The organism is Alicyclobacillus fastidiosus (assembly GCF_026651875.1).
Lineage (GTDB): Bacteria > Bacillota > Bacilli > Alicyclobacillales > Alicyclobacillaceae > Alicyclobacillus > Alicyclobacillus fastidiosus.
Map to the genome: position 1 here is coordinate 18,772 of NZ_CP104069.1, position 20,776 is coordinate 39,547.

Consider the following 20,776-nt stretch of genomic DNA (forward strand, 5'->3'; position numbering starts at 1 on the left):
AACCAACCGTAGTGGTAGGGGTTGCATACGGGACTAACAGAATAAACAACACGAAGATAATTAAGAATACGACCGCCCAGCGGGTGTAACCACCAAATGCTCCATCCATTAACTTCCACTCTGTCTTTTTATCTGCGCTTGTAGGCGCGTAATATTAACAACCTAAATACGTGGTCAGTGATAAACTAGTCCAAATCGAATTTCCGAAATCACCAGATCCACAACCCGAATAAGGCATAGATGATCAGGAAGGAGACAGCCCACCTGGCCCATCCATATCCCCAACCTCCGTAACCGTAAGCTCCACGTGGGTAGCCACCAGCGGCGACTCCGGGATATCCAGCTCTGCCGAGCCCGCCTCTCCACCAAGCCAGTGCCACATCTAGCTTTTTAACATCATCGTCAAGCAGTTCCGTACTCGCTAACTGTGCGGGCACATACCGACTTGGTGATAAGATAATGGCCTTCTCACCTTTGATCTGCTCAATAACTCCTTGATGATATCCGTAGGGGGTTTTGAATTGAACAAATTTGCCTATATGACGTTGACATTCGGCTTGAGTACACAACGCTATCCCCCCTTTTGCCTCAATGCACATACTATCCAGACCGTATGAAAGACAGCCTGCTTACGCAGACGTGTGATCAATACACTGATGAGTTGTGCATGGGGTCGTGTAGCCAGAGAACAGTAAGAAGAGGAGCACTACGGCCCAGCGGGTGTATCCCCCAAAGGCCACACCATCATATATGTGCATTCCCTCATATTGATCCTTTGGCTGAGAACATTAGTAACCAGCACCATAAGCCGGTACAAGCAAGAAGAACAATACGAAGATAATCAGGAATACTACAGCCCAACGGGTATACCCACCAAAGCAACCGTCCATTCTCGTTCCTCCTAACGTTGCGACATGCTGCAGAGTATGTACGTGGACAACTATCCTGAGACGGTATCTACCCACCGTTGTAGCGGAGTTTATTGTGGCAAATTCCTATTCCCATTCGATGGGAAACGAAAGTTCGAAGAATTGAAGCCGTTTAGATACGCCGATACATAGAAAATGCCTCTCGGACCACTTTCGGGCGTTGCAGTTGTATGAATCGGGTATTTTTTTGAAACAAACAGCAACGAATAGGCATAGGGGCGCTATCGTCGCTGTGTCTTTCTGAACGAAGTCGGTATGATGTACGGTCGGGATAAACCGTAACCTAATGTATTCAACACGGCAGTATTCGGATAGGCTCCACTTTTGTCGTGTTGGCTTGTCCATGTGACCGAGCGAACATATACGCGTCACAAAGTAATTGAACCACTCATATGTCGTCTTGATTTACGAACTACTTCTGCAGACACGGTTATGTAGTCTTCGTGATTTGTGTTTTTGCGGACTTTTAAACTCAACTTTCGCAGGCCAAAACAGGGAGATATGCCTTGATATAGCTGGGTAAACCGTCGATCCACCGCTGTAGTTGACTGCGAATCAGTTTCGAGAGTCGTTTGCCTGCCTTCTTGGAAACATCATTTACAAGTTCAACCAATTGGCTCAATGCGATGGCCCAGTCCAGTTCGCTCACTTCGTCGCAGAGCATTAGAAATAGATTCCCCAATGTACGGTTGTCCGTGCTCTGGCGGTGCTGCCAAGCTAACAGAATATACCGTGAAAAGACAATCGTCGTGTGGCTGATGAGCATGTCATAGGAACGTCCTTGAAACTCTTTCTGCAGACGCAGTAATGATTTTGTGCATTTGAAGAACACTTCAATGTCCCATCGAATGCCGTAAATCTGTACGATTTTCTCGACCGTCAGCGTCGTATCTGTAGACAGGATAGCCAGCCATTCCTTCTTGTTGGTTCGGTGACGAACGAACACCATTTTGATCGGGATGCCTGGGCGCAGTTGAGTATGTATGGACCTTAAGATTCCTTTCTTCGTACTTTGAACGGGCGTAGCAGCGTAGTACAGCTCTTGCAAGGACAGGCACCGTCCGTCGAGTAAATATCGTTTGTTGTCCGCCTTGACCATTCCGATGACGTCCAGTCCCCTATCCAGCACGGCTTGAATCAACGGAGCGTGCGTGAACCAACTGTCCATCAATACGTACGAGGCATTCATTCCAGCAGACAGAGCACGGTCAATCATGGCAGGGATGATATCTGGGGCCGGGAGAAGTGATTCCATTCTGCGTTTGTATCCGTGAGTGCGTTTATCAATCGATTGACCCAAGCCTTGAATCTGCGACTTGACGGAACTGAGGAGAGAAAAGTCCACTGGGACGAATGTATGACCGTCAGACCAGCCTAACGTCAACATACGAAATCCCTTGTAGTAGCAATTCCGTGCATGGTCTTTGAATCGAGCCAAGAGTTCCACGCACTTACTCCTGTTCCGCTCATACATGGAGTCATCGACAACGAATACGCTGACACGCTTGTCAGATGTTAACGAACTGGTTTTGTTCACGGCCTCCACACTGAGCAATAGGAGAAAGCGTCGCCATGCAAATCCGGCATGATTGAGAAAACGGTACACAGCATCCTTGCCAGGATATGATTCTGACTTTGCGCTATCAAGAAATTGAAACCAGTTTCGATGATGGAAGATGAGCACAAACACAAGCTGGAATAGGTAGGAACACGCAACCCCAAACCTCTTGGTGATGCCAGCATTACGCAGATGCTTAAGGACCTTTAGTTCTTGAAAGGCAGGACGAATTTCGACAGGCAATTGATTGTTGTTTTCCGTCTCATAACCTATCATATAGGAGAGCACCTCTTCCGGTATGGTAGTGTTTGGTCGCATTTACTATACCAAAGGAAGTGGTGCTTTTGATTTGTCAACGCTAATATTCTAATCCGTTCAAGTCTTTACGCCACAAGGGCTAGCTACACATTTCACTCTGCGAAAGTTGAGTTTTAAACTCCAATTATAGGTGAATTTACAGTGTCATTTGCCGTTAGGAAGGACAATCCTCTATACATAAATCTAAATGGACACTGAACCGTGGAGGGAAAGTTTATGTACGGAGCTTTTGGCGGATATACCCGATGGGCTGTAGTGTTCTTAATTATCTTTGTTCTGTTCTTCTTGCTTGTACCAGCCGTTGGTTATGGCGCAGCTACCAGCTGTGGGGGAGCATACTAATAACTCGTTCCTGGATATGTGCCAACACAAACCGGTTGCACAACGACTCCCGCATATTAAACCAATAATAAGGAGGAATTGTCCATGTACGGAGCTTTTGGTGGATATACTCAATGGGCTGTAGTGTTCTTAATTATCTTTGTTCTGTTCTTCTTGTTTGTACCAGCCGTTGGTTATGGCGCAGCTACCAGCTGTGGGGGAGCATACTAATAATAGATAACGGAAAATTATTAAAAAACAACCTCATGGAAACGTGGACTTACACGGATTTAAATCGAACACAGGCGTCCTATAAGGACGCCTTTTTATTACCGAATAGGAGGTAAGACTGTGATTACACGTGCTCATGCAACAAGGTTTATTGGACAGCACATCCACTTTCGCACGAGAGATGGGGGAACTCACCACGGGATTCTGCATTCCGTTACAAATGACGGAATTTACGTGCGCCCCGTAAGTGGAGGAACCACTCGTCTTGCGAGTGAAACAGACGTCAGTTCTGTAAACATTGATTTACTACAGAACATGCCTAGCTCTACGGATGACGTTCAAGAGGTTTTTTGGCCATTTCTCTTCTTTCCCTTGTTTGCAATCGCTGCGCTAGGGGCGTGGGGCTGGTGGTGGTAAATCCAGTCTCTTATCACAAATCCGGTACAAATGCATTTAATTAAAGTAAATATAGATGGAGTGGTCGACATGTGGCTGTCTGGGAAAATCCTGAACTGGTTCTTGAAACGCTACATGAACAATGTGCCAACGTGGATGAACGGTCTGCCATCAGGGGGAGGCTTCTGGGGTAACGTACCGAAAGAACGGTCTCAAAACCTAATGTCGCCGTTGTACGGCAGTCCCATGCGTTCAGGCAAGAAGAGTGGAAACAGCTCAAACAGCTCTTCTATGCCCCCATTCGGAATGCCATTAGGAGACATGATGAACCAATGGCCGTTCAATCAAAGGAACTTCGATCCGTTTTGGGTATTTCAGCAGAGCAAAGGGCCGGGAAAGGGTAATTCCATGAGATGAGTAAATGGGAAGCCATTAATGGCTTCCCGTTGGTTTTTCATGAAACTCATTTTACTTGTGTTTCTTTCAGGACGGGAATCGGCATTTTTGTTTTCCTCATTTTTCACACTTTCAGCGCTCTAACCTGGGGCTGGTGGTAACCCAGTACATTCATTGAGACCGAGGTTGCGGGTTATGTTCGATAGTCGGGCTACAAAAGTGGGTAGATACCGCTTCAGAATAGTTGTCCGCGGACATACTTTGCAGCATATCGCAACGTTAAGGAGGAACGAGAGTGGACGGTTGCTTTGGTGGGTATACCCGTTGGGCTGTAGTATTCCTCATTATCTTCGTATTGTTCTTCTTGCTTGTCCCGGCCTATGGTGGCGGATATGGCGCAGGCGCGGGAGCGGGAGCGTACTAAGAATTGTTTACAGAACAAAAAGACCACCTAGACTAAGGTGGCAACGGTGGTTACGCTGGAGCAGCCGCTGCTCCAGCGAATTCGGTGTGTTATGCACAGAATTTGTAATCAGATACGTCACTCCAGGAGGTGTATATGCTATGAGTTGTCCTCCGATTGTATGTGACCCCCGTTATCGTGTTCGGAATTGCTATATTCCACGGGTGGTTCCTTACGTGCATCCAATAGTCACTGTGAACAGAAACGTCATTGTGAACGTACCACGGCACTACTACGTACCAACGACAAGAAACGTCGTTGTTGATCCAGGGTGTCCGGGTTGTCGTCCCTATTGAATTAAAATTTTTGTGTAAAATACGTTTCGCTGCCTACGTATGAACTCCCTCACTTTGCAAATAATAATTTCCGTCGGCGGCCCAGTGTAATGGTGACAACCGCTTAGGGAGTCTCAGACACAGTTGGTTTAGAGAGAGACCGTACCCCCAAACGCGGTCTCTTCTCATTTATGGCCACAAATGGCCACCATGGTTTAGCGTTACGTTCCTCGACTGCAGCCGCAGAACAAGAGAAGACAAAAACCATTTTATGCGTCCCAATATAGAGGACAAGAAACACAAAGCCATTGTGTTTCATCATCATTTATTGCGCCTACATAAATTCACCGACGCCTATTAAAAACCCAACGTAGCAGCTTCAAACCGTCGTTTTTGGAATCACTAAAAACGACCAACGGGGGCAAATTTGCTGAGTCATGTGACCTTCCACAGGACAATCCTCTAGACATAAATCTAAATTGACACCACTACTGAGGAGGGGATGTTAATGTACGGAACATTTGGTGGCTATACACAATGGGCTGTAGTGTTCTTAATTATCTTTGTTCTGTTCTTCTTGTTTGTACCTGGATATGGTGCAGGGGCAACACAAACCTGTTGTACAACGACCCCCACCTACTAAACCAATTATAAGGAGGTCTTGGGAGGGAGGGGAAGGTAAATGACTCATCCTTTGTATCCAATCGCATGTCGGCTGGTGGGGCGACCGGTCGTGGCTCACCATGTCAATGGGAGAAAGTACACTGGTGTTTTACATTCCGTGTCCATGTCCGGGATTTACTTGCATCCGTATACGACGGTTGTCAGTTTCAACGACAACGATGAGAATTCAGTCGAACTTTCTATCCAAAAGGATGTTCAGGACGGGCAGGTAAGTCTAGTGTATTCACCTGCCGGTTATTTTGGATTCGGCGCACTGACTGGGCTTACGCTCGGTGCGCTGGCCGGTGGATATTACTGGTAATCAAACACCACCCAGGGACTATATTTAGTAGATATAGTCCCTCGTTGCATTGCAAAATTCATGATATTTGAGTGCCATAACGCCACGTTTCGTTGGTATGTCATTCTGATTCATCCAGTCAGCCATTGCTCGCAGTGACATGCTGTGGCGCATTGCAAATACCTTATCGTAATACATACGAAACAAAATATGATTGTGTTTCTTTAGAGTTTATTTTAAATGTTGTTTCAATGTACAAAATCAACCCCACTCATCTAAACTATATCTTCTTATTCATCGTTTTGCGTAGTTCGTATTCAACCGAAAATAATAAAGCAACCACTAACCCAACCCAGATTGCAACTGCGGAGAGAATGTTGAGATGTGTAAGGTGGAGAATCACGGCAATAACCAGAAACAGCACCACTGTTCCACTCAATCGTGGATCGTCATAAATTAGGCTCCATAACTCTCTCAGTACCTTCATTTCGATCCACTCCCAATACCGCCGGATTGCGGCAGATGCTTTGATTGCACCAGTGCGCGTTTACAGCGTTGAACCAAAATGAAACTGATCACAAGCAATGTAACGACCATATAAAGAATGGATAGGTCTTTTTGTGGCCATGCGACACCGAAACTCTCACCCAACCAAAATGCACCGAAACTGGTGAGCATCACTCCGACAATAAACTTCAGTGTATTCTCTGGTACTTTAGTCAATGGCGTGCGTAAAGTTACACCGAGAATAACAACGACTATCATGGCTGCAAAAGCACCAACGATAGCCGATGACATCGCCTTTGCACTCAGTCCGAAGGTGATGACAATAAAAATAGCCTCTAAACCCTCCAAAAAGGTACCGGTAAATGCCGTGCCGAATGCGAACCGATCAATGGTGGAATTCGCATCCTTTTGGGTAGCCTGCTGACGTTTGAGCTCTTTCTCATAGCTTTCCGCTTCATTGTGCAACGCTTTCATGCCAGAGTAACGAAGAATAGCCTTACGTAACCAGCGTATACCAAACAGCAACATAAACAATCCGACAAACAGTTGAACCCAAAACAACTGGATGACATGAACTAACGGTGTCCCGATGATGGCAATCAGTGCTCCAAGGATGACTGCGGCGGAAAAAGCGCCCAACAACGAGCTCTTGAACCCACGAATAGCGCCGGCGGCCAAAATAATGGTCAGTGCCTCAACAAATTCAACGAATGTTCCGATAAAACTAGCTCCAATTGCGTAAATATCCATTTCGACAACACCTCCTTATAGAATAGATTATAGCTCAATAAGAAATTCCGCATTGCGGCAGTATCGGTTTAGGGGTAACGGATGATTCCTATAAAGGCGAAAGAAACACAATAACATTGTGTTTCTTTCGTTTGTGCATAAAGAGGTAAATTACATTTAGCCGCTAAGTATATTACTAACGAAAACTCGTTAACGCCGTACACCACTTCGTTCTGCTTCCCGTCGCATGACCGTATTACTCGTAGGCAAGAGATGGCCACAACGTAGAAATTACAACAGTAATAAACAACAGCAGAACGAGCAAATGGAGGTGTCTGCGTAGCACAATGAAGAGATTGAGACGGCTTTTGAGACGATTAAGACGACTACTCAAACGAAGTCCTGCAACTGCTGAGAGAACAACGAGAGCAACAACAGCGAAGAGGCGTAGATAATGGCAACGCTGAATGAGAGCACTTTTAGCTTTCGATTATAGACCTTTGAATCAATTCCTCCGTTTGGTATACACTTGATATATACCAAACGGAGGTGTTCGAATGGAACGGGCGAAACTTTTTCAATCCGGGCGGAGTCAAGCTGTACGTTTGCCTAAAGAATTTCGATTCAATGGTACGGAAGTGTATGTAAAACGTGTCGGGAATGCCGTGGTACTGCTACCCATGGAGGATGCATGGGACTCACTGGCTCAATCTTTGGAACTGTTCTCCGACGATTTCATGAGTGAGCGTGATCAACTGGCAGAACAACAACGTGAGGAACTGTTTTAATGCTTTACATGCTCGATACGAATATCTGCATTTATTTGATAAAGAAGCGGTCCGAGTCACTATTGAAGCGGATGCGTGTTTTTCACACTGGTGAGATTGGCGTCTCCGTTATGACAGTTGCGGAGCTGCAATACGGTGTCTCAAAAAGTGTCAACCAAGAGCGTAATCAGACCGCGCTAGAGGCGTTTCTGTTGCCACTTGAAATTGCCGAATTCACGACTGAAGCAACTGTTGTATATGGACGTGTGCGTGCGGAATTAGAACGGCAAGGGCGACCGATTGGGCCGCTTGATACGCTCATTGCGGCACATGCGCTATCACTCGATGTTCCGCTTGTAACTAACAACACGCGGGAGTTTGAACGAGTCTCAGGATTACGGGTAGAAAACTGGACGGACGAATGAAGGCCCGAGGATCATTACTCCTCGGGCCTTCACTTTCAATGGACATCTTAAGGAAACACAATACACTTGTGTTTCTTTCGGCTTATTAAACTAACTCCCGTATATGCTTGCTTCGTAAATGGACACCTGTACCTTCCATAGAGTGCTAACTCGCATATGGTGGACAGACATGAGATAACACCAGCGTTAATCAGGTCCAAAAAATTGGACAGGTATCCGTGAAAAGAGGTGACTTTACAACGTGAGTGATGATAAAGAACGCACTGTACAGTACATAAACAAGGCAATCGAAGCACTAAAGGATGCTCGATACCATATCAAGCAAGACAAATGGGATAAAGCTGACAAGGATGCCAGATGCGCTTACCAATACATGAAACAGGTTTTTCCCGATTTAACTCGATGCGAAAGCAACTACCACAATAATTGTGGCTGCTGTCATTGTGATTGTCACTGCCATCACCCGCACAACCCAGCTCATATTTCTTCTAGTAAATTTTTTGTGAAGGTTTCAAGCGGAATACAGACAGGAAGTACACTCATCATTCCAGCTTCAAGCTTTGTGGACGATTCATTCGGGAAACCCTGTGAGTTCTTTCCCGTCTACATACGGGTATGCCACACTCTATGTCAACGGAATGATTCAACAAAATGGCATATTCACTGTGAGTCCATCCGCTATCGTCATCACAGGTGGCGCACAGTTGGATACAAATGACTCGATTACCGTGGAACTTGTCATTCAAATCTAACTACGCTGGAAAGGAGGTGATAAACCATGGCATTAACTCTCGTCCCACCCAATCTTCAGTCCTATAAATACTATGCACCTGCTAGTGCAGGGACTGTAACTGGGGCCAACTTAGTGATTGCCGCCACAGCGTTTGTCAACGATAGCGGCGCCGCTGTTACCGCATTCCCTGCGACCTATGCCAACTACACCATGTTTATTAACGGCATCCCACAGGAAAACGGGAATGCGACCATTACAACTACAGATCTTACGATTATCGGCGGAGCAACTCTCGATCCAGGCGATCCTATCGTGCTTAACCTCGTTGTCAATTTCTAAATAATTTAGAAGGTGGGGCATTTTTATACCCCGCCTTACATATTCCTTTGTGTATTTCTGTGCGGTATGCCATGCATGGGCTTCAGAGTTTATAAGTCCTTTCGTCAAAAGTCCAGGACGATGTGCAATACCGGAGTACATCTGAGATACCTGCAAATATATCAGTTAAATGGTTCTGGTGCAAAAATATTTGAATACACCACATGTAGTGTGGAATCAGTTACTACTTACCACTGTATATTGTGGTTTCGGGAATTTTTGCACCAGAACCCTATATTTTTTATTGCTGTGGTCGCCACTGACATCGTCAACCCACACCAACTCACCTGACCTGCCAAAAGTTTTTTGCGAAGGTCTCAGGGGGAACACCAGCAGTTAATGAACTGATCATTCAAACTTGAAAGGAGGTGAAAAACATGGCTTTGTCACTCATTCCACCCAATTTGCAGTCAAATAAATACTATGCACCCGCAAGTGCAGGTACGGTCAGTGGTACCGATTTAACTATAGCCGCAACTGCTTTTGTTGACGATACCGGTACGGCAGTTACCGCGTTTAACACGAGCTATGCCAACTTTACGCTGTTTATTAACGGCATTCCACAAGAAAATGGATCTGCTACTGTCACATCTTCGGACCTAACAATTGTCGGTGGCGCTACGCTTAATCCAGGAGACCCTGTTATCCTCAATCTGGTCTACAACTTTTAAGTAGAAAGAAAAAGGGTGGTTTGCCACTCTTTTTCTTTTTTATCCCCACTCTATTAAACAGCACAACGATAAAAGGAACACAAAGATATTGTGTTTCTTGTGGAATTTATGGAACCGATTCGAGACAAACGGAAAATTGAGGCCATGAAGTTGGTGCTTCGTGGAAGTAACATGCGGGTATCACATGTAAAAATTCCATAATTTCTCTGCCTTAATACCTGATGCCAAGGAATACCAAGGAAGATATGTGTTTCCCTGATAAACGACCCCCTGTACGTCCTTGCCGTTGATATTCATCACACCGGTTCCTTTATAAAAGTGAGACGTTCCTAATGTATCAAGTGCCGTCCACAGGACATAAGTCACATCTCCAACGGCGATGGCTGAGTACGGGTGATCTAGGACAAAGACATTGAATTGCGTGTAAGCAGTTGGCGCAGGAGAAGATCCATAAGCGTTCTCCAAATCAGTCAACGTCCCTGAATAAACATCTAAATCCACGTTCCCAGTGACTCCTGGTATTGAACCCGTATCAGAGTACTGCCAAAAAGTCCATGAAGTCCAACCGGCAGCGTTTGCTGGCTGACTAACATCATAATTAGCGATCCACAAAGGAATACTACTAGCCAATGTTGGTTGCAGATATGGGTCGGCGAAATACGGATAAGTATAGAGAATTGGTTTCCGCCCAGCCGCACTTTCCACTTGGTTCATCCAGTCCTCAATCCAAGTTGCGAGTGATGCATTGTCCAATCCTCCATTATCCTCCATATCTAATACCGGGGGCAACTCTCCAAACCCGCCATTAGATTTTACAGCGTTAACGAAGTAGCTGGCTTGAGTAGCTGCAGAACTCTGCCCTGGACGTGCATAGCAGTATGCTCCGCACAGTAAACCAGCAGATTTTGCAGCCGAGAAATTCTTGGAAAACATGCTGTCGACAATATTTGATCCTTCTGTTGCTTTGATAAAAACAAATGAAATATTAGATTGCGCAACTTGCGTCCAATTAATGTTTCCTTGATCTTCTGAAACGTCGATTCCTTGAGCGTCCGTTGGATTTCCGGATTGCATTGTTCACACCACCCATCCCACCAAATTATTTATCGAACAGTCAATCTATATCTGTTTTTTTCAATTCCATCTTAAAATATGTAAGTTACTGAAAGTTTGTTACATTTTACCTGAAATATTCATAGCGTGATCGTGAAAGGCCCGTAGGAGTAAGCAGAGTCAAGCTTAAGAGGAGATTTGGGGTTTCACTTAAAAAGTGACGCGAATACATAAGAAATGAGCCCAACCTTTGATTGTGTTAAGGTGTCTATACCAAACACGTCGTAGGAGTGCTCTTCTATTGAAAAGCGTACAAGAGTATGTCATGAACTTTAACTCTCGGATGAAAATGAATTTTCAAGGCGGCGACTTGACGTCGGATGCTGGGCTGCTCCTATATAAAGAATTTGATCACAAATTGGGTCTATCCGAATCCGTAGAAGAATTACTCGTGGTTCATGATTCGGCCTTCCATCGGGAGCACCCGAATAGCGACGTGGTTCTTCAGAAAATGTATCAGCACATCGCTGGCTACCATACTGACGACCATGCAGATGATCTAGCCGTAGAGCCGTTTCTGACTGCTTTGTTAGGAAAGAACCGCTTAGCCTCACAACCTACCGTGTCTCGCTTCAATGAAAAGGCGGATATGGCGACCGCCAAAGATCTCATAAGCAGTATTAATCATTCGTCGAGCAACAGCTACGTGCGCACTACTCGAATGGCTCTCTTCTTTTCGTCGCCAAGGATTGGTCTCTTCTAACGAAGTTCCGGATTACAGCTCTTTCTGGCACATTTGACGCACTCCATGGCACTTATTCCTGTCGCGGTCCCGCATCCATCGACCTTGCGAACTTGCTTAGGTCAGTAGCAATAGTATAGTTAACTACCCAGTTCATCCCGTCAAGGACATGTAACGGTTGTATTTGAACTGGCCAGGCCGGTCCGTCCATTGACTGTTATTGTTGCCATGATGGTTACGGTTGTTTGACTGGTCCCACTCGCCACACTAACTGTTGTTAAAAAATTACCACTAGGATCTGTAATAGTCGGATTTGGTGAAAAGATTACAGCACTTGAAGAAGTACTCAATGTCACCGATGCCCCCGGGAACGGTCGTTTATTGCACGTGACTGTACCCGTTAATGTGCCTGAGCAGACTATCCTAGGCGGCACAGTTAGTGTGATGTTCGGTATACAAAAAACGCTGAAATTAGGACTTTCCGGTACGACAGCATTTGTGATGATTATTGGAGCAGGAGCAGGAGTTGGAGACAATTGCTGGAGTAGTACTAATTCAACAGCAATCGGATCAGCAGGATCGAGCGTGCTCCCACCAATGATGACGATTTGTGTAGAGGTTAAGGCAGTGACTCCATTCGGTTGCAGCATACCGTTGATAAACAAGTTAAAGTAAGAGTATGAAGGAAAACTAGTAATGGCGTTACCGTTATCATCAGTGAAACTTCCTGCGGGCAGGTTCAGATTTTCTCCGACCGTAGCCCCAGCGCCAGCCTTTGAAAAATACTTGTTGGATGTCAAAAGTAGAGACGGTCCCATCTTTTCTTACCTCCTTGCCTGACCCTTATAGGATACTTTAGGAAATTAAAAACGAGTGGACACCCGTTTATGGGTTTTGTCCGTTCGTGCCCAATTTTGCCGTATAAATAGGCAACTTGGGATACAGCTGATATACGCTCCAAAATAGGGATTAGGTGCGATTAAATATCCAGGTACGTGTTCAAGCCCGCACAACTCTCTAACTTAAGTGATCCCCGTTGCATTGGTTAAGTCCCCGATGTACAGACCGATGACCAAGATAATGTATATTACCTTGAATGAGCGCTGGGAGCTGTGGCGGGTTTTCGCAGGGTTAAGACTGTCATGTGGCGGGACCCCTATACGATCTCCTCACTTGGTTTAGGGAGGCCTTTTGGGATCATCGGGCATCCCCCCAGGGTCATATCAAAACTAAAGCCGCTCTTGTTTGTCCTAAGTTCAGAACTTCTAGTTCCCACAAGTGTAATTTTTGCTGCCATTTTGAGAACCTCCATGATTTTATTTACTCCACGGCCGCCAACGTTTCTTCTTTTTTTGTTCGTTCAGTGTTGTTGATTGCTGCAATAGCTCTTGGATTGGTTCTGGAAAAATATTTAAATGCACCACATGTAGTGTGGAATCAGTTACGATACACCACTGTATATTGGGGTTTCGCAAATTTTGCACCAGAACCCCATAAAAGGCTTTATCCTATTTTTTGAAAAATTATATCTTAATCCGTACGAAAGTCGTATTCGATTTTTTGTATTCGAGAATATTCTGGATAAGTATTTTTTCACGTGTCGAAAACATTAAAAAATGGTGGTGATAAAAATAAAACCCACAGTGAATCAGAAAAAATTACGCCAGTATTTTAAAGAATTTATTCAGATGATCCGTCAGCACACAAAAGAAACTAAATACGATACTAAGACAGGTGAACAAAAACTAGTTGACTGTATACAGAAAGTGATTCCGAACGAATTACTTGAAAATGAAAACGAACACCTTCGTTATGGCTTGGAGTTATCTTCATCCTACAGAGAGATGTTTAAAAAATATTTGAATCGATATATCGAGATAAGTACTACGGGTGGGGACGTCGAAGGAACAATCTGTGAAGTTGGAGATAATTATTTGGAGATCCAGGAGCCCGGAGGTGCACTTGTATACGTATATCTGAAAAATATGATTTATTATCAAGCTCGATAACATTTGGAGGAATTTTTATGTTATTCCACGAGAACCTTAAACAATTAATAGGAAAAACTACCCAGGTATCTAGTTTGTTGGAAACGACCATTGGAGTCTTGATTTCTGTTGATCATGAAAAATTAACGGTTTGCACATCAGGAGTTCCTGGATATGAAAACAGCAGCTATAAAATTTTTCAAATTGAACAAATTTCCTACGTGCGTGTTGTCTAAGACAGTACTTCTATGTTCTCAGTTTCTAGTCCTTTGATGATGATGTGTGCACTGATAAGAGACGAAAAAGAAAAGAGGAAATCGAGGATGGTGAACCCAGTTGCTTTATCAACGTATACCCGGACTTGTTAGTGTCGTCATTACGAATCATAATAGGGCGCCATTCCTTGAAGATTGTTTAAACAGTCTCTTAAAGCAGACGTATCAGGAATGGGAAATCATCCTCATCGACGATGCTTCGACGGACGATTCAGTCAAATGTATCGAAAATTGGCTTACGGCAAATAGAAAGTTATTCCCTAGGCAGAACACGTTTCTCACTCTACAACTCCCGAGAAATGTCGGCTTCGCAGGCGCCATGAATGTAGGACTTTTTTTGGCGAAAGGAGAGTTTATCGCGGTCCAAGATTCGGATGACCTCTCTCATCACGAACGATTCGAAAAACAGATTGCATATCTAACAAATAATCCGGACACCGATCTAATCGGGACGAATTATGTTGCATTCGAGAACAATCGATTAGATCAGATCATCGGTTCCGGTAAGGGGTGGATTCGGTACGGTGACAATATTCCAAAGATGTATGCAAAAGGAGGCCATTGCATCTGCCATGGCACCATTTTATTTCGAGGTAGTCTCTTTGATCGTATCGGTGGACACACAAGACGTGTAAGTGGAGCTGAAGATTACGAATTCATCGTTAAGTGTATAAATTCAAAGTCTAAGATTGAAAATTTACCGGATCCTCTTTATTACTACCGCAATCACCCTCAACAGCGATCCCGCCGTTATTTTAGTCTTGAATGGAATGAGGAAAGTGATGAATAGTCATCTTAGAGTGCTTATGGTTATGGATGGTCTATTGATTGGTGGGACCGAAACGCATGTACTAAGTTTAATTACAGGCCTGCAAGGACTTGGAGAAAAACTATTTTATGTAGGTGCCAGTGGACCGCTTTACGATTCCTTTTCACGAACGGGGTGCCAAATTCATCTTGTAAATTTAACACCTGGATATTTGTTGCAGGAGTCCAAGCGGCAGTATGCCATTCATGATTTGAAACAAATTATGTTAGCTAAGAAAATCAATGTCGTTCATATTCACCAAATTCCATCTGGAATCTATGCCGCCATAGCCGCGAAAGAACTCGGAATTCCTGTTGTATTTACGGTACATGGAACATATTATCCAGCGGATCAATTGTTTCAGGCTTTTAAGCTAAGCAATGCTGTCGTGAGTGTCAGTAAACCTGTTCAAACACTGTTGAAAAGCCTGGACTACCCTTCTAATTTAATTCCGAATGCAATAAATCTGGATGAATTTTATCCAACAGACAGCCAGTATCTACGACAGATATTAGGAATCGCAAGTGATTCGAGGGTGGTTGTATATGCAAGTCGTTTATCTTGGGAAAAATCTTCAATTTGTGAATTGCTCATCAAAGCTGCTCATAGAGTACGTCTCGAAAAATTCGCGGATTTGCATGTAGTGGTTGTCGGAGATGGTGCGCAGTTTTCTTCAATCCAACAACTATCCAAATCGATTCATCGAAGTCTAGGAGAAACCTTTATTCATCTAGTAGGAAATCAGAAGTTGTTACGAAACTACCTCGGCCTCGGTGATCTCGTCGTCGGTACCGGACGAGTTGCATTGGAGTCAATGGCCTGTGGTAAACCTGTCTTAGCTATTGGCACTCGTGGGTTTTTCGGCATGGTAACGCCATCCCTCTATCCAAGCGCTTGGGACTATTATTTCGGAGATCATTTTGCAGATCAGACTCCAACAGAGGATTTGATTGCAGAATCCTTGCTTCTTGCTTTGTTGGATAGAGAGGCATTAAAAGTAATCGGGAGACAGGGACGAGAATGGGTAATGGACAATTTCAATATCCACAAGATTAGCCGTCAAATAGCCGAGATCTATAGCAATGTTCAACATTCTAACCAGATGAACAGAGGGATCGTGTGAAAAAAATATTATACCTTGGTTGGATCGGTTTCAATAATCTGGGAGATGAATTGATGGTGACGATGTTTCAGCAACTATCACTAAAATATCTCAATCCAAACCAATATGTGATTATCCCATCCGTTCCCGGAGTCGATATTCAAAACCTTTCTTCCTATGACACAGTTGTGATGGGAGGAGGTTCGCTATTAATTCCAGGATATCTAGATATCCTGTATAAGGCAGTCGAACATCAGAAACAAGTAATTATTTGGGGCAGCGGTCACGATCGATTAGACAGATTTCATATAGACGCTACCGGTTCTATTCAGTCCGATTTGTCACAAGAAAACCTTGATAATCGAAAATCAGTGGCAACAGTAATTAAGAACTCACTTTACTGTGGAGTACGGGGACCGTTAACATTTCAATATTTGCAACAAGTCGGTGCCCCGATGCAGAACGTCAATGTGAGCGGTGATCCGGGATTACTTTTGACCCCAGATTCCAGTAGCTTTGTTCAGCAAACAAACAAAGAACGATGGATAGGGATAAACTGGGGAACCGCGTATAATCGAATATACGGTCAGAAAGAGCTGGAGGTCGAAGATCACTTAGCACGTACTGCAAAGAAACTGATTAAAGATGGATATAAGCTACATCTCTTCGTAGTCTGGGGGCCTGATCGAGCTCCATGCAAGCGACTGTATGAAAAAATCGGAGAACCCGATAAAACGGTCCTTGATCTTGAACTTCACGATCCTGCCAAACTTTTGAATTTGATTCGGCATTTTATGGTGACGATTAACTTTAAGTTACATGCCAACGTTGTGTCCGCGGTTGCAAATACCCCTTTTGTATGTTTGGGCTATCGTTTCAAATCGTTCGACTTTGGGCATTCTTTAGGATTAGGCAAATACGTAGTACCTACAGATTCAGATACTTTAACCGAAGATATCTTGAAATTGGTGTCGGATGCACAAGAAAGCCACCATGAAATTATTGAAAAAATTAGATTTTGTACCCAATCTGTCAGAAGAGATCTAGAACGTCCTTTTGCACAAAAATTATTTTAATACCTGATTTCGACGACTTTTATTGCGAGATAACCTGAAAAATTGAAAAGGCGCTCCGTATATGGATTTTCGGGTTCTGGTGCAAAAACACCAGAACATCAGAGTGTGATCTTATATCTTACATTCAACGTCATGATGCAGGAGGCTTACAAAGCCCCCTGCGAATATCATTGGCGTTACTGCCTTCCTCCGCGCTGTTGTTGTTCAGCGCCTTCATCATATGGGTAGGTCACAGGCATCCGACTGGCTGCATCCAGGCGAGCCACTTGTTTAGGACTCAGTGCCCATCCAGAGGCGCCAAGGTTATTTTCGAGCTGTTGCATGGTACGAGCGCCGATGATTGGTGCGGTCACGGCTTGACGCTGTAACAACCAGTTAATGGCGGTCTGGGCAGGTGTTTTTTCCGCTTCCTTAGCGACTTCAGACAGTGCATCTATGACGCCCCAGGTATACTCATTATTGTAATTGCTCCACGATTCTCCCCGACCATTCTTTACCGCCTCTGCAATGCGGGTGTCGGCAGGCGGGTTGTCCATCCCTCGATAGAATTTGCCGCTTAGCCAACCGCCACGGAGTGGACTCCAAGGTATGACACCCAGTCCCTCGTTTTCGCACAGAGGCAGGAGTTCATACTGGGGTACCGCCAGCAAAACGCGAATTTTGTACGCTAAGCGGTAAAGTGACATTAAAGATGAATTTTATGCCACTTTTGGGTTCACGCAGCCTGAAAGACCAGTGCTCTAACACGGATAAACATTCGAAAAAGCGTCGTAAAAGTCGCGATGAGTGGTTCTTACATGGCTTAGAGTACAGAAAACAGGTGTTTTCCACCCAGAAATTGTATCAGCGTACGTTTTTCGCGTTTTGTTGGCGGGACCCCGTCTTGGAGGAGCTTCATCACAGTCGGAAAATCAGATGATCTTTCGTCAACAGGTTACTGACTCGATCAAACTTCCAGCTTTCCGAGCCGCTTATAAAGAATGTCTACAAGCAACGCCTCTAAAACGCCATTTAGCAGAGTTTCGCAAACGACTCAGTGGACTCCTAGAAGAACGTGGAATGCGATGGCCTTCCCTATCTGACAGCATTGATCACATCGTCGAATGGATTTATGGAGAGGGAAAACGACATCTTGAGTTAGACTTTTATGAGCAGATGAGAATTAGAGATTTAATCTGTAATCCGTCTTCAGTTCCCGTCCGCACTGAGACCATTAAGAAGGATAAGTACACACCTCAGACTTGGCAACGCAAAAGCACAAGGGTTGAAACATCGATTGCAAAATCAAGCGCTTACGACACAGAGAGAATTACAAGAAAGTAATAATGACTTACAAGCGCCTCTTAGGGGGTGCTTTTTAATCGAAAGAAACACAATCGTATTGTGTTTCTTTCGAAAAAACGCCGAAATTCCTTGTGGCACAAGTGGTTTTGGCGTTTTTTGTGCTGTCCCGTTTATCGCTCTTTGGTTACAATGAAACATAATAATATTAAATACATGGATGTGTTTCTAATGGAGTTTGTGGAGCCGATTCGAGACAAACGGAAAATCGAGGCCATGAAGTTAGTTCTTCGCGGGAGCAATTTGCGGGATTATTGCCTGTTCGTCTTGGGCATAAACAGTGGACTGCGCGTGAGTGATCTTTTGAGGTTGAACATCGAGGACGTTCTGAATGAAAAAGGCAAAGTGCTTGATCGGATCACGATTCGGGAAAAAAAGACCGGGAAAACAAAAACTTTTCCAATCAGTAACAATTCCAAAAAGGCCATCGAGGAATACCTACAAAAACGGGGCTCATATTCGCGTTCTGAGCCGCTTTTCATCTCCCGGAAGGGTAATACCTCTATCCAGCGGGTGCAGGCTTGGAAAGCCTTAAATAACGCGGCTAAAGTGGCAGGGATCAAAGATCGTATTGGCACACATACGTTACGGAAGACATTTGCTTATCACGCGTACAAACAAGGCAAGGACATTACGCTCATTCAGAAGTTGCTGAATCATTCTGCTCCGTCCGTAACGCTTAGATATATCGGGATCACGCAAGACGAAATGGATGACGTATATTTGACGTTGAATCTGTAAGTATGGTCATCTTCCAACTCAGAAGAGATGCCCGTAGTTAGTGTTTGGTTGCGGGAGCAGGACTTGAACCTGCGACCTTCGGGTTATGAGCCCGACGAGCTGCCAACTGCTCCATCCCGCGTTAGTGAACCCATTATAACCATCAACCCACGGATATACAAACATCCATCCCTATATCGACCAAGCGGATTACGGTCTGTAATGCAATGCATTTGCACGCTATACGTCACCAATCCAGTTTATTTTTATTTGCAGGAATTTTAGCGACCACCACGAACACGTTAGCGACAGACGCTAAGGGGTGGTTAACTAGTGAAGTACTTTAGTGCGCGAGAAGTAAGTCAACAGATCGACGTTAAACCAGTTACACTCCGCGCATGGTCAAAGGCTTTGGAAGACAACGGATACAGGATATTTCGCGATCCACAAGCAGGTCGTATGTATAGCGAGTCCGATATATCAGCGCTAAGACAATGGAAGGAATACATGGCTAAAAACCTCAAATGGGATCAGGCTGCAAAACTCATCATCGAGGAATTTGGCGATGGTATATCGGCAGACGCTAAGGCAGAACCACCCTCTATCGCGCTAGAGGATACGATAAGTGAGATGCAGGATCAGATTAATCATCTGATGGAGTTTAACCGGCAGCTTGTACAACGTCTCGATGAACGTGAACGCCAGTTGGATGAACGTGATCGAATATTTGAGGAAACGATAAAGCGCCTGGTAGAACCTGTACGCTTACAACTCGAAGCGTCTCAGGAAGAGAAGCAACGACTGGAACACGAACGCGAGGCGCTAAAGCAAGAGTTGTTGAACAAGCTCGAAGAGCAACAGGAAGGTTTCCGGCACATCATCGAAGAGCAAGAAAAGTACATACAGCAATCGATTGAACGTCGCGATGAGCAACTAATGCAAACGCTAAGGACTCTCGAGTCGAGCCAAAAGGAAATCGCTGCCACCATGGAATCGAAGAAGAGGAAACGGTTCCTCGGATTGTTTTAAGTGGAGGATATATCGGTGCTAACCCTGTCTCTTTAATGCCTTTAGCGCTGCTATAGCGGATGTCAAACACAGAAAAGCCCAAGGTTTGTTAGACCTTAGGCTTTTCGCGTCATCCACCCAGTAATACAAACTGTATAGTGTGCTGCATCACACAGCCCTGTTCAATGAGGGCTTACTTAACCTTTTCTTTAAGGCCAGTTCCAGCTTTGAAAGCAGGAACCTTGGATGCAGGAATTTCGATGGTTTCACCCGTCTGTGGGTTACGTCCAGTACGCGCTGCACGGTCACGCACTTCGAACGTTCCGAACCCAGGGATCTGAACCTTCTCTCCTGCCGACAAATAACGGAACATCCCCTTACAGAACTGCGTATAAGGCACCTGACGTCCCGCGTGGGCGACGTTTATGGCAGTGATGACTACGACATCGTAAGATCATAAAGAAAGCGGTTATATATAAATTTCATGGACAATTACCAGACAGTTTGCTTCGCTAAATATCTTTTTGACGAATATTGCCAATCTGTCTATGTATATGCTAGACTCTGATCAACTTAATAGGACGGCAATAAAAAACCCCGTT

The 20,776-nt window shown here is 44.6% G+C and carries 27 protein-coding genes, 1 tRNA gene and 1 pseudogene; 19 read left to right on the plus strand and 10 right to left on the minus strand.

Annotated features, from left to right (window positions below; all coding sequences use genetic code 11):
* Nucleotides 1-209: 209 nt before the first annotated feature.
* Both NZD89_RS28895 and NZD89_RS28900 read right to left on the minus strand, forming a co-directional pair.
* Nucleotides 210-569: a hypothetical protein gene (locus tag NZD89_RS28895; RefSeq protein ID WP_268008874.1), complete on the minus strand. Its 360-nt coding sequence runs from the start codon at nucleotides 567-569 to the stop codon at nucleotides 210-212.
* An 832-nt stretch (nucleotides 570-1,401) separates the two neighbouring features.
* On the minus strand, nucleotides 1,402-2,763 hold the full coding sequence (locus NZD89_RS28900) for an IS4 family transposase (protein ID WP_268004608.1): 1,362 nt from the start codon (nucleotides 2,761-2,763) through the stop codon (nucleotides 1,402-1,404).
* Between the two features lie 258 nt (nucleotides 2,764-3,021).
* On the opposite strand from NZD89_RS28900, the gene NZD89_RS28905 reads away from it, so the two are divergent.
* From NZD89_RS28905 to NZD89_RS28930, 6 genes are all read left to right on the plus strand, one after another.
* Nucleotides 3,022-3,147 carry a hypothetical protein gene (locus NZD89_RS28905; protein WP_268008875.1) on the plus strand — a complete coding sequence of 42 codons (126 nt, stop codon included), beginning with the start codon at nucleotides 3,022-3,024 and terminating at the stop codon, nucleotides 3,145-3,147.
* An 84-nt stretch (nucleotides 3,148-3,231) separates the two neighbouring features.
* Nucleotides 3,232-3,357, plus strand: coding sequence for a hypothetical protein (locus NZD89_RS28910; RefSeq protein WP_268008876.1), 126 nt, complete (start codon nucleotides 3,232-3,234; stop codon nucleotides 3,355-3,357).
* A gap of 120 nt (nucleotides 3,358-3,477) precedes the next feature.
* Nucleotides 3,478-3,774: a hypothetical protein gene (locus NZD89_RS28915; RefSeq protein ID WP_268008877.1), complete on the plus strand. Its 297-nt coding sequence runs from the start codon at nucleotides 3,478-3,480 to the stop codon at nucleotides 3,772-3,774.
* Between the two features lie 670 nt (nucleotides 3,775-4,444).
* The gene (locus tag NZD89_RS28920) at nucleotides 4,445-4,573 is read left to right on the plus strand and encodes a hypothetical protein (RefSeq protein ID WP_268008878.1); all 129 of its coding nucleotides are present in this window, start codon (nucleotides 4,445-4,447) and stop codon (nucleotides 4,571-4,573) included.
* A gap of 822 nt (nucleotides 4,574-5,395) precedes the next feature.
* The gene (locus tag NZD89_RS28925; RefSeq protein ID WP_268008879.1) at nucleotides 5,396-5,530 is read left to right on the plus strand and encodes a hypothetical protein; all 135 of its coding nucleotides are present in this window, start codon (nucleotides 5,396-5,398) and stop codon (nucleotides 5,528-5,530) included.
* A gap of 39 nt (nucleotides 5,531-5,569) precedes the next feature.
* Nucleotides 5,570-5,872 carry an LSm family protein gene (locus NZD89_RS28930; protein WP_268008880.1) on the plus strand — a complete coding sequence of 101 codons (303 nt, stop codon included), beginning with the start codon at nucleotides 5,570-5,572 and terminating at the stop codon, nucleotides 5,870-5,872.
* A 259-nt stretch (nucleotides 5,873-6,131) separates the two neighbouring features.
* Here NZD89_RS28930 and NZD89_RS28935 read toward each other — a convergent pair whose 3' ends face one another.
* Together NZD89_RS28935 and NZD89_RS28940 are read right to left on the minus strand one after the other, a co-directional pair.
* Nucleotides 6,132-6,338: a hypothetical protein gene (locus tag NZD89_RS28935; protein ID WP_268008881.1), complete on the minus strand. Its 207-nt coding sequence runs from the start codon at nucleotides 6,336-6,338 to the stop codon at nucleotides 6,132-6,134.
* Nucleotides 6,335-7,108, minus strand: coding sequence for a COG4280 domain-containing protein (locus NZD89_RS28940; protein ID WP_268008882.1), 774 nt, complete (start codon nucleotides 7,106-7,108; stop codon nucleotides 6,335-6,337). Before NZD89_RS28940 ends, NZD89_RS28935 begins: the two co-directional genes overlap by 4 nt.
* Before the next feature lie 536 nt (nucleotides 7,109-7,644).
* On the opposite strand from NZD89_RS28940, the gene vapB reads away from it, so the two are divergent.
* The 5 genes from vapB to NZD89_RS28965 all read left to right on the plus strand — a co-directional run bounded on the left by vapB (nucleotide 7,645) and on the right by NZD89_RS28965 (nucleotide 10,061).
* On the plus strand, nucleotides 7,645-7,875 hold the full coding sequence (gene vapB / locus NZD89_RS28945; protein WP_268008883.1) for a type II toxin-antitoxin system antitoxin VapB: 231 nt from the start codon (nucleotides 7,645-7,647) through the stop codon (nucleotides 7,873-7,875).
* 8 nt (nucleotides 7,876-7,883) lie between these two features.
* Entirely contained in the window at nucleotides 7,884-8,279 is a 396-nt protein-coding gene (gene vapC / locus NZD89_RS28950) for a type II toxin-antitoxin system tRNA(fMet)-specific endonuclease VapC (protein ID WP_284286706.1), read from the plus strand.
* Between the two features lie 587 nt (nucleotides 8,280-8,866).
* Nucleotides 8,867-9,031 carry a DUF4183 domain-containing protein gene (locus NZD89_RS28955; protein ID WP_268008885.1) on the plus strand — a complete coding sequence of 55 codons (165 nt, stop codon included), beginning with the start codon at nucleotides 8,867-8,869 and terminating at the stop codon, nucleotides 9,029-9,031.
* A gap of 26 nt (nucleotides 9,032-9,057) precedes the next feature.
* Entirely contained in the window at nucleotides 9,058-9,351 is a 294-nt protein-coding gene (locus NZD89_RS28960) for a DUF4183 domain-containing protein (RefSeq protein ID WP_268008887.1), read from the plus strand.
* A gap of 416 nt (nucleotides 9,352-9,767) precedes the next feature.
* A complete protein-coding gene (locus NZD89_RS28965) occupies nucleotides 9,768-10,061 on the plus strand; it encodes a DUF4183 domain-containing protein (RefSeq protein WP_268008888.1) in 294 nt (97 codons plus the stop codon).
* Between the two features lie 180 nt (nucleotides 10,062-10,241).
* Here the strand turns inward: NZD89_RS28965 and NZD89_RS28970 are convergent, their stop codons facing one another.
* The gene (locus NZD89_RS28970; RefSeq protein ID WP_268008889.1) at nucleotides 10,242-11,135 is read right to left on the minus strand and encodes a glycoside hydrolase family 25 protein; all 894 of its coding nucleotides are present in this window, start codon (nucleotides 11,133-11,135) and stop codon (nucleotides 10,242-10,244) included.
* A gap of 280 nt (nucleotides 11,136-11,415) precedes the next feature.
* On the opposite strand from NZD89_RS28970, the gene NZD89_RS28975 reads away from it, so the two are divergent.
* A complete protein-coding gene (locus tag NZD89_RS28975; protein ID WP_268008890.1) occupies nucleotides 11,416-11,877 on the plus strand; it encodes a transposase in 462 nt (153 codons plus the stop codon).
* Nucleotides 11,878-12,017: 140 nt separating this feature from the next.
* Here the strand turns inward: NZD89_RS28975 and NZD89_RS28980 are convergent, their stop codons facing one another.
* Nucleotides 12,018-12,674, minus strand: a complete 657-nt coding sequence (locus NZD89_RS28980; RefSeq protein WP_268008891.1) for a DUF4183 domain-containing protein — start codon at nucleotides 12,672-12,674, stop codon at nucleotides 12,018-12,020.
* A gap of 338 nt (nucleotides 12,675-13,012) precedes the next feature.
* Entirely contained in the window at nucleotides 13,013-13,153 is a 141-nt protein-coding gene (locus tag NZD89_RS28985; RefSeq protein ID WP_268008892.1) for a hypothetical protein, read from the minus strand.
* Between the two features lie 346 nt (nucleotides 13,154-13,499).
* On the opposite strand from NZD89_RS28985, the gene NZD89_RS28990 reads away from it, so the two are divergent.
* The 5 genes from NZD89_RS28990 (at nucleotide 13,500) to NZD89_RS29010 (ending at nucleotide 17,105) form a co-directional block, all read left to right on the plus strand.
* The gene (locus tag NZD89_RS28990) at nucleotides 13,500-13,865 is read left to right on the plus strand and encodes a hypothetical protein (protein ID WP_268008893.1); all 366 of its coding nucleotides are present in this window, start codon (nucleotides 13,500-13,502) and stop codon (nucleotides 13,863-13,865) included.
* Between the two features lie 17 nt (nucleotides 13,866-13,882).
* The gene (locus tag NZD89_RS28995; protein WP_268008894.1) at nucleotides 13,883-14,080 is read left to right on the plus strand and encodes a hypothetical protein; all 198 of its coding nucleotides are present in this window, start codon (nucleotides 13,883-13,885) and stop codon (nucleotides 14,078-14,080) included.
* 100 nt (nucleotides 14,081-14,180) lie between these two features.
* A complete protein-coding gene (locus NZD89_RS29000) occupies nucleotides 14,181-14,909 on the plus strand; it encodes a glycosyltransferase family 2 protein (RefSeq protein ID WP_268008895.1) in 729 nt (242 codons plus the stop codon).
* Nucleotides 14,902-16,050, plus strand: coding sequence for a glycosyltransferase (locus NZD89_RS29005; protein ID WP_268008896.1), 1,149 nt, complete (start codon nucleotides 14,902-14,904; stop codon nucleotides 16,048-16,050). The genes NZD89_RS29000 and NZD89_RS29005 overlap by 8 nt, the downstream gene beginning before the upstream one ends.
* On the plus strand, nucleotides 16,047-17,105 hold the full coding sequence (locus tag NZD89_RS29010; RefSeq protein WP_268008828.1) for a polysaccharide pyruvyl transferase family protein: 1,059 nt from the start codon (nucleotides 16,047-16,049) through the stop codon (nucleotides 17,103-17,105). Before NZD89_RS29005 ends, NZD89_RS29010 begins: the two co-directional genes overlap by 4 nt.
* Before the next feature lie 176 nt (nucleotides 17,106-17,281).
* Here NZD89_RS29010 and NZD89_RS29015 read toward each other — a convergent pair whose 3' ends face one another.
* A complete protein-coding gene (locus NZD89_RS29015; RefSeq protein ID WP_268008830.1) occupies nucleotides 17,282-17,791 on the minus strand; it encodes an aldo/keto reductase in 510 nt (169 codons plus the stop codon).
* An 826-nt stretch (nucleotides 17,792-18,617) separates the two neighbouring features.
* Between NZD89_RS29015 and NZD89_RS29020 the strand changes: the two genes are divergently transcribed.
* The gene (locus NZD89_RS29020) at nucleotides 18,618-19,187 is read left to right on the plus strand and encodes a site-specific integrase (RefSeq protein WP_268008831.1); all 570 of its coding nucleotides are present in this window, start codon (nucleotides 18,618-18,620) and stop codon (nucleotides 19,185-19,187) included.
* Nucleotides 19,188-19,232: 45 nt separating this feature from the next.
* On the opposite strand, the gene NZD89_RS29025 is transcribed toward NZD89_RS29020, so the two are convergent.
* Nucleotides 19,233-19,308, minus strand: a tRNA-Met gene (locus NZD89_RS29025).
* Nucleotides 19,309-19,499: 191 nt separating this feature from the next.
* On the opposite strand from NZD89_RS29025, the gene NZD89_RS29030 reads away from it, so the two are divergent.
* Nucleotides 19,500-20,195, plus strand: coding sequence for a DUF3967 domain-containing protein (locus NZD89_RS29030; protein WP_268008833.1), 696 nt, complete (start codon nucleotides 19,500-19,502; stop codon nucleotides 20,193-20,195).
* Nucleotides 20,196-20,367: 172 nt separating this feature from the next.
* Here the strand turns inward: NZD89_RS29030 and NZD89_RS29035 are convergent.
* Nucleotides 20,368-20,538, minus strand: a pseudogene (locus NZD89_RS29035) (HU family DNA-binding protein); the annotation flags it as partial.
* Nucleotides 20,539-20,776: the final 238 nt, after the last annotated feature.

Bases quoted from the DNA above. Each gene is read 5' to 3' on its own strand.
- NZD89_RS28900 (WP_268004608.1), bottom strand. From the start codon at position 2,763: ATGATAGGTTATGAGACGGAAAACAACAATCAATTGCCTGTCGAAATT.
- NZD89_RS28905 (WP_268008875.1), top strand. From the start codon at position 3,022: ATGTACGGAGCTTTTGGCGGATATACCCGATGGGCTGTAGTGTTCTTA.
- NZD89_RS28910 (WP_268008876.1), top strand. From the start codon at position 3,232: ATGTACGGAGCTTTTGGTGGATATACTCAATGGGCTGTAGTGTTCTTA.
- NZD89_RS28925 (WP_268008879.1), top strand. From the start codon at position 5,396: ATGTACGGAACATTTGGTGGCTATACACAATGGGCTGTAGTGTTCTTA.
- NZD89_RS28930 (WP_268008880.1), top strand. From the start codon at position 5,570: ATGACTCATCCTTTGTATCCAATCGCATGTCGGCTGGTGGGGCGACCG.
- NZD89_RS28935 (WP_268008881.1), bottom strand. From the start codon at position 6,338: ATGAAGGTACTGAGAGAGTTATGGAGCCTAATTTATGACGATCCACGA.
- NZD89_RS28940 (WP_268008882.1), bottom strand. From the start codon at position 7,108: ATGGATATTTACGCAATTGGAGCTAGTTTTATCGGAACATTCGTTGAA.
- vapB (WP_268008883.1), top strand. From the start codon at position 7,645: ATGGAACGGGCGAAACTTTTTCAATCCGGGCGGAGTCAAGCTGTACGT.
- vapC (WP_284286706.1), top strand. From the start codon at position 7,884: ATGCTCGATACGAATATCTGCATTTATTTGATAAAGAAGCGGTCCGAG.
- NZD89_RS28960 (WP_268008887.1), top strand. From the start codon at position 9,058: ATGGCATTAACTCTCGTCCCACCCAATCTTCAGTCCTATAAATACTAT.
- NZD89_RS28965 (WP_268008888.1), top strand. From the start codon at position 9,768: ATGGCTTTGTCACTCATTCCACCCAATTTGCAGTCAAATAAATACTAT.
- NZD89_RS28970 (WP_268008889.1), bottom strand. From the start codon at position 11,135: ATGCAATCCGGAAATCCAACGGACGCTCAAGGAATCGACGTTTCAGAA.
- NZD89_RS28980 (WP_268008891.1), bottom strand. From the start codon at position 12,674: ATGGGACCGTCTCTACTTTTGACATCCAACAAGTATTTTTCAAAGGCT.
- NZD89_RS28985 (WP_268008892.1), bottom strand. From the start codon at position 13,153: ATGGCAGCAAAAATTACACTTGTGGGAACTAGAAGTTCTGAACTTAGG.
- NZD89_RS28995 (WP_268008894.1), top strand. From the start codon at position 13,883: ATGTTATTCCACGAGAACCTTAAACAATTAATAGGAAAAACTACCCAG.
- NZD89_RS29005 (WP_268008896.1), top strand. From the start codon at position 14,902: ATGAATAGTCATCTTAGAGTGCTTATGGTTATGGATGGTCTATTGATT.
- NZD89_RS29015 (WP_268008830.1), bottom strand. From the start codon at position 17,791: ATGTCACTTTACCGCTTAGCGTACAAAATTCGCGTTTTGCTGGCGGTA.
- NZD89_RS29020 (WP_268008831.1), top strand. From the start codon at position 18,618: ATGGAGTTTGTGGAGCCGATTCGAGACAAACGGAAAATCGAGGCCATG.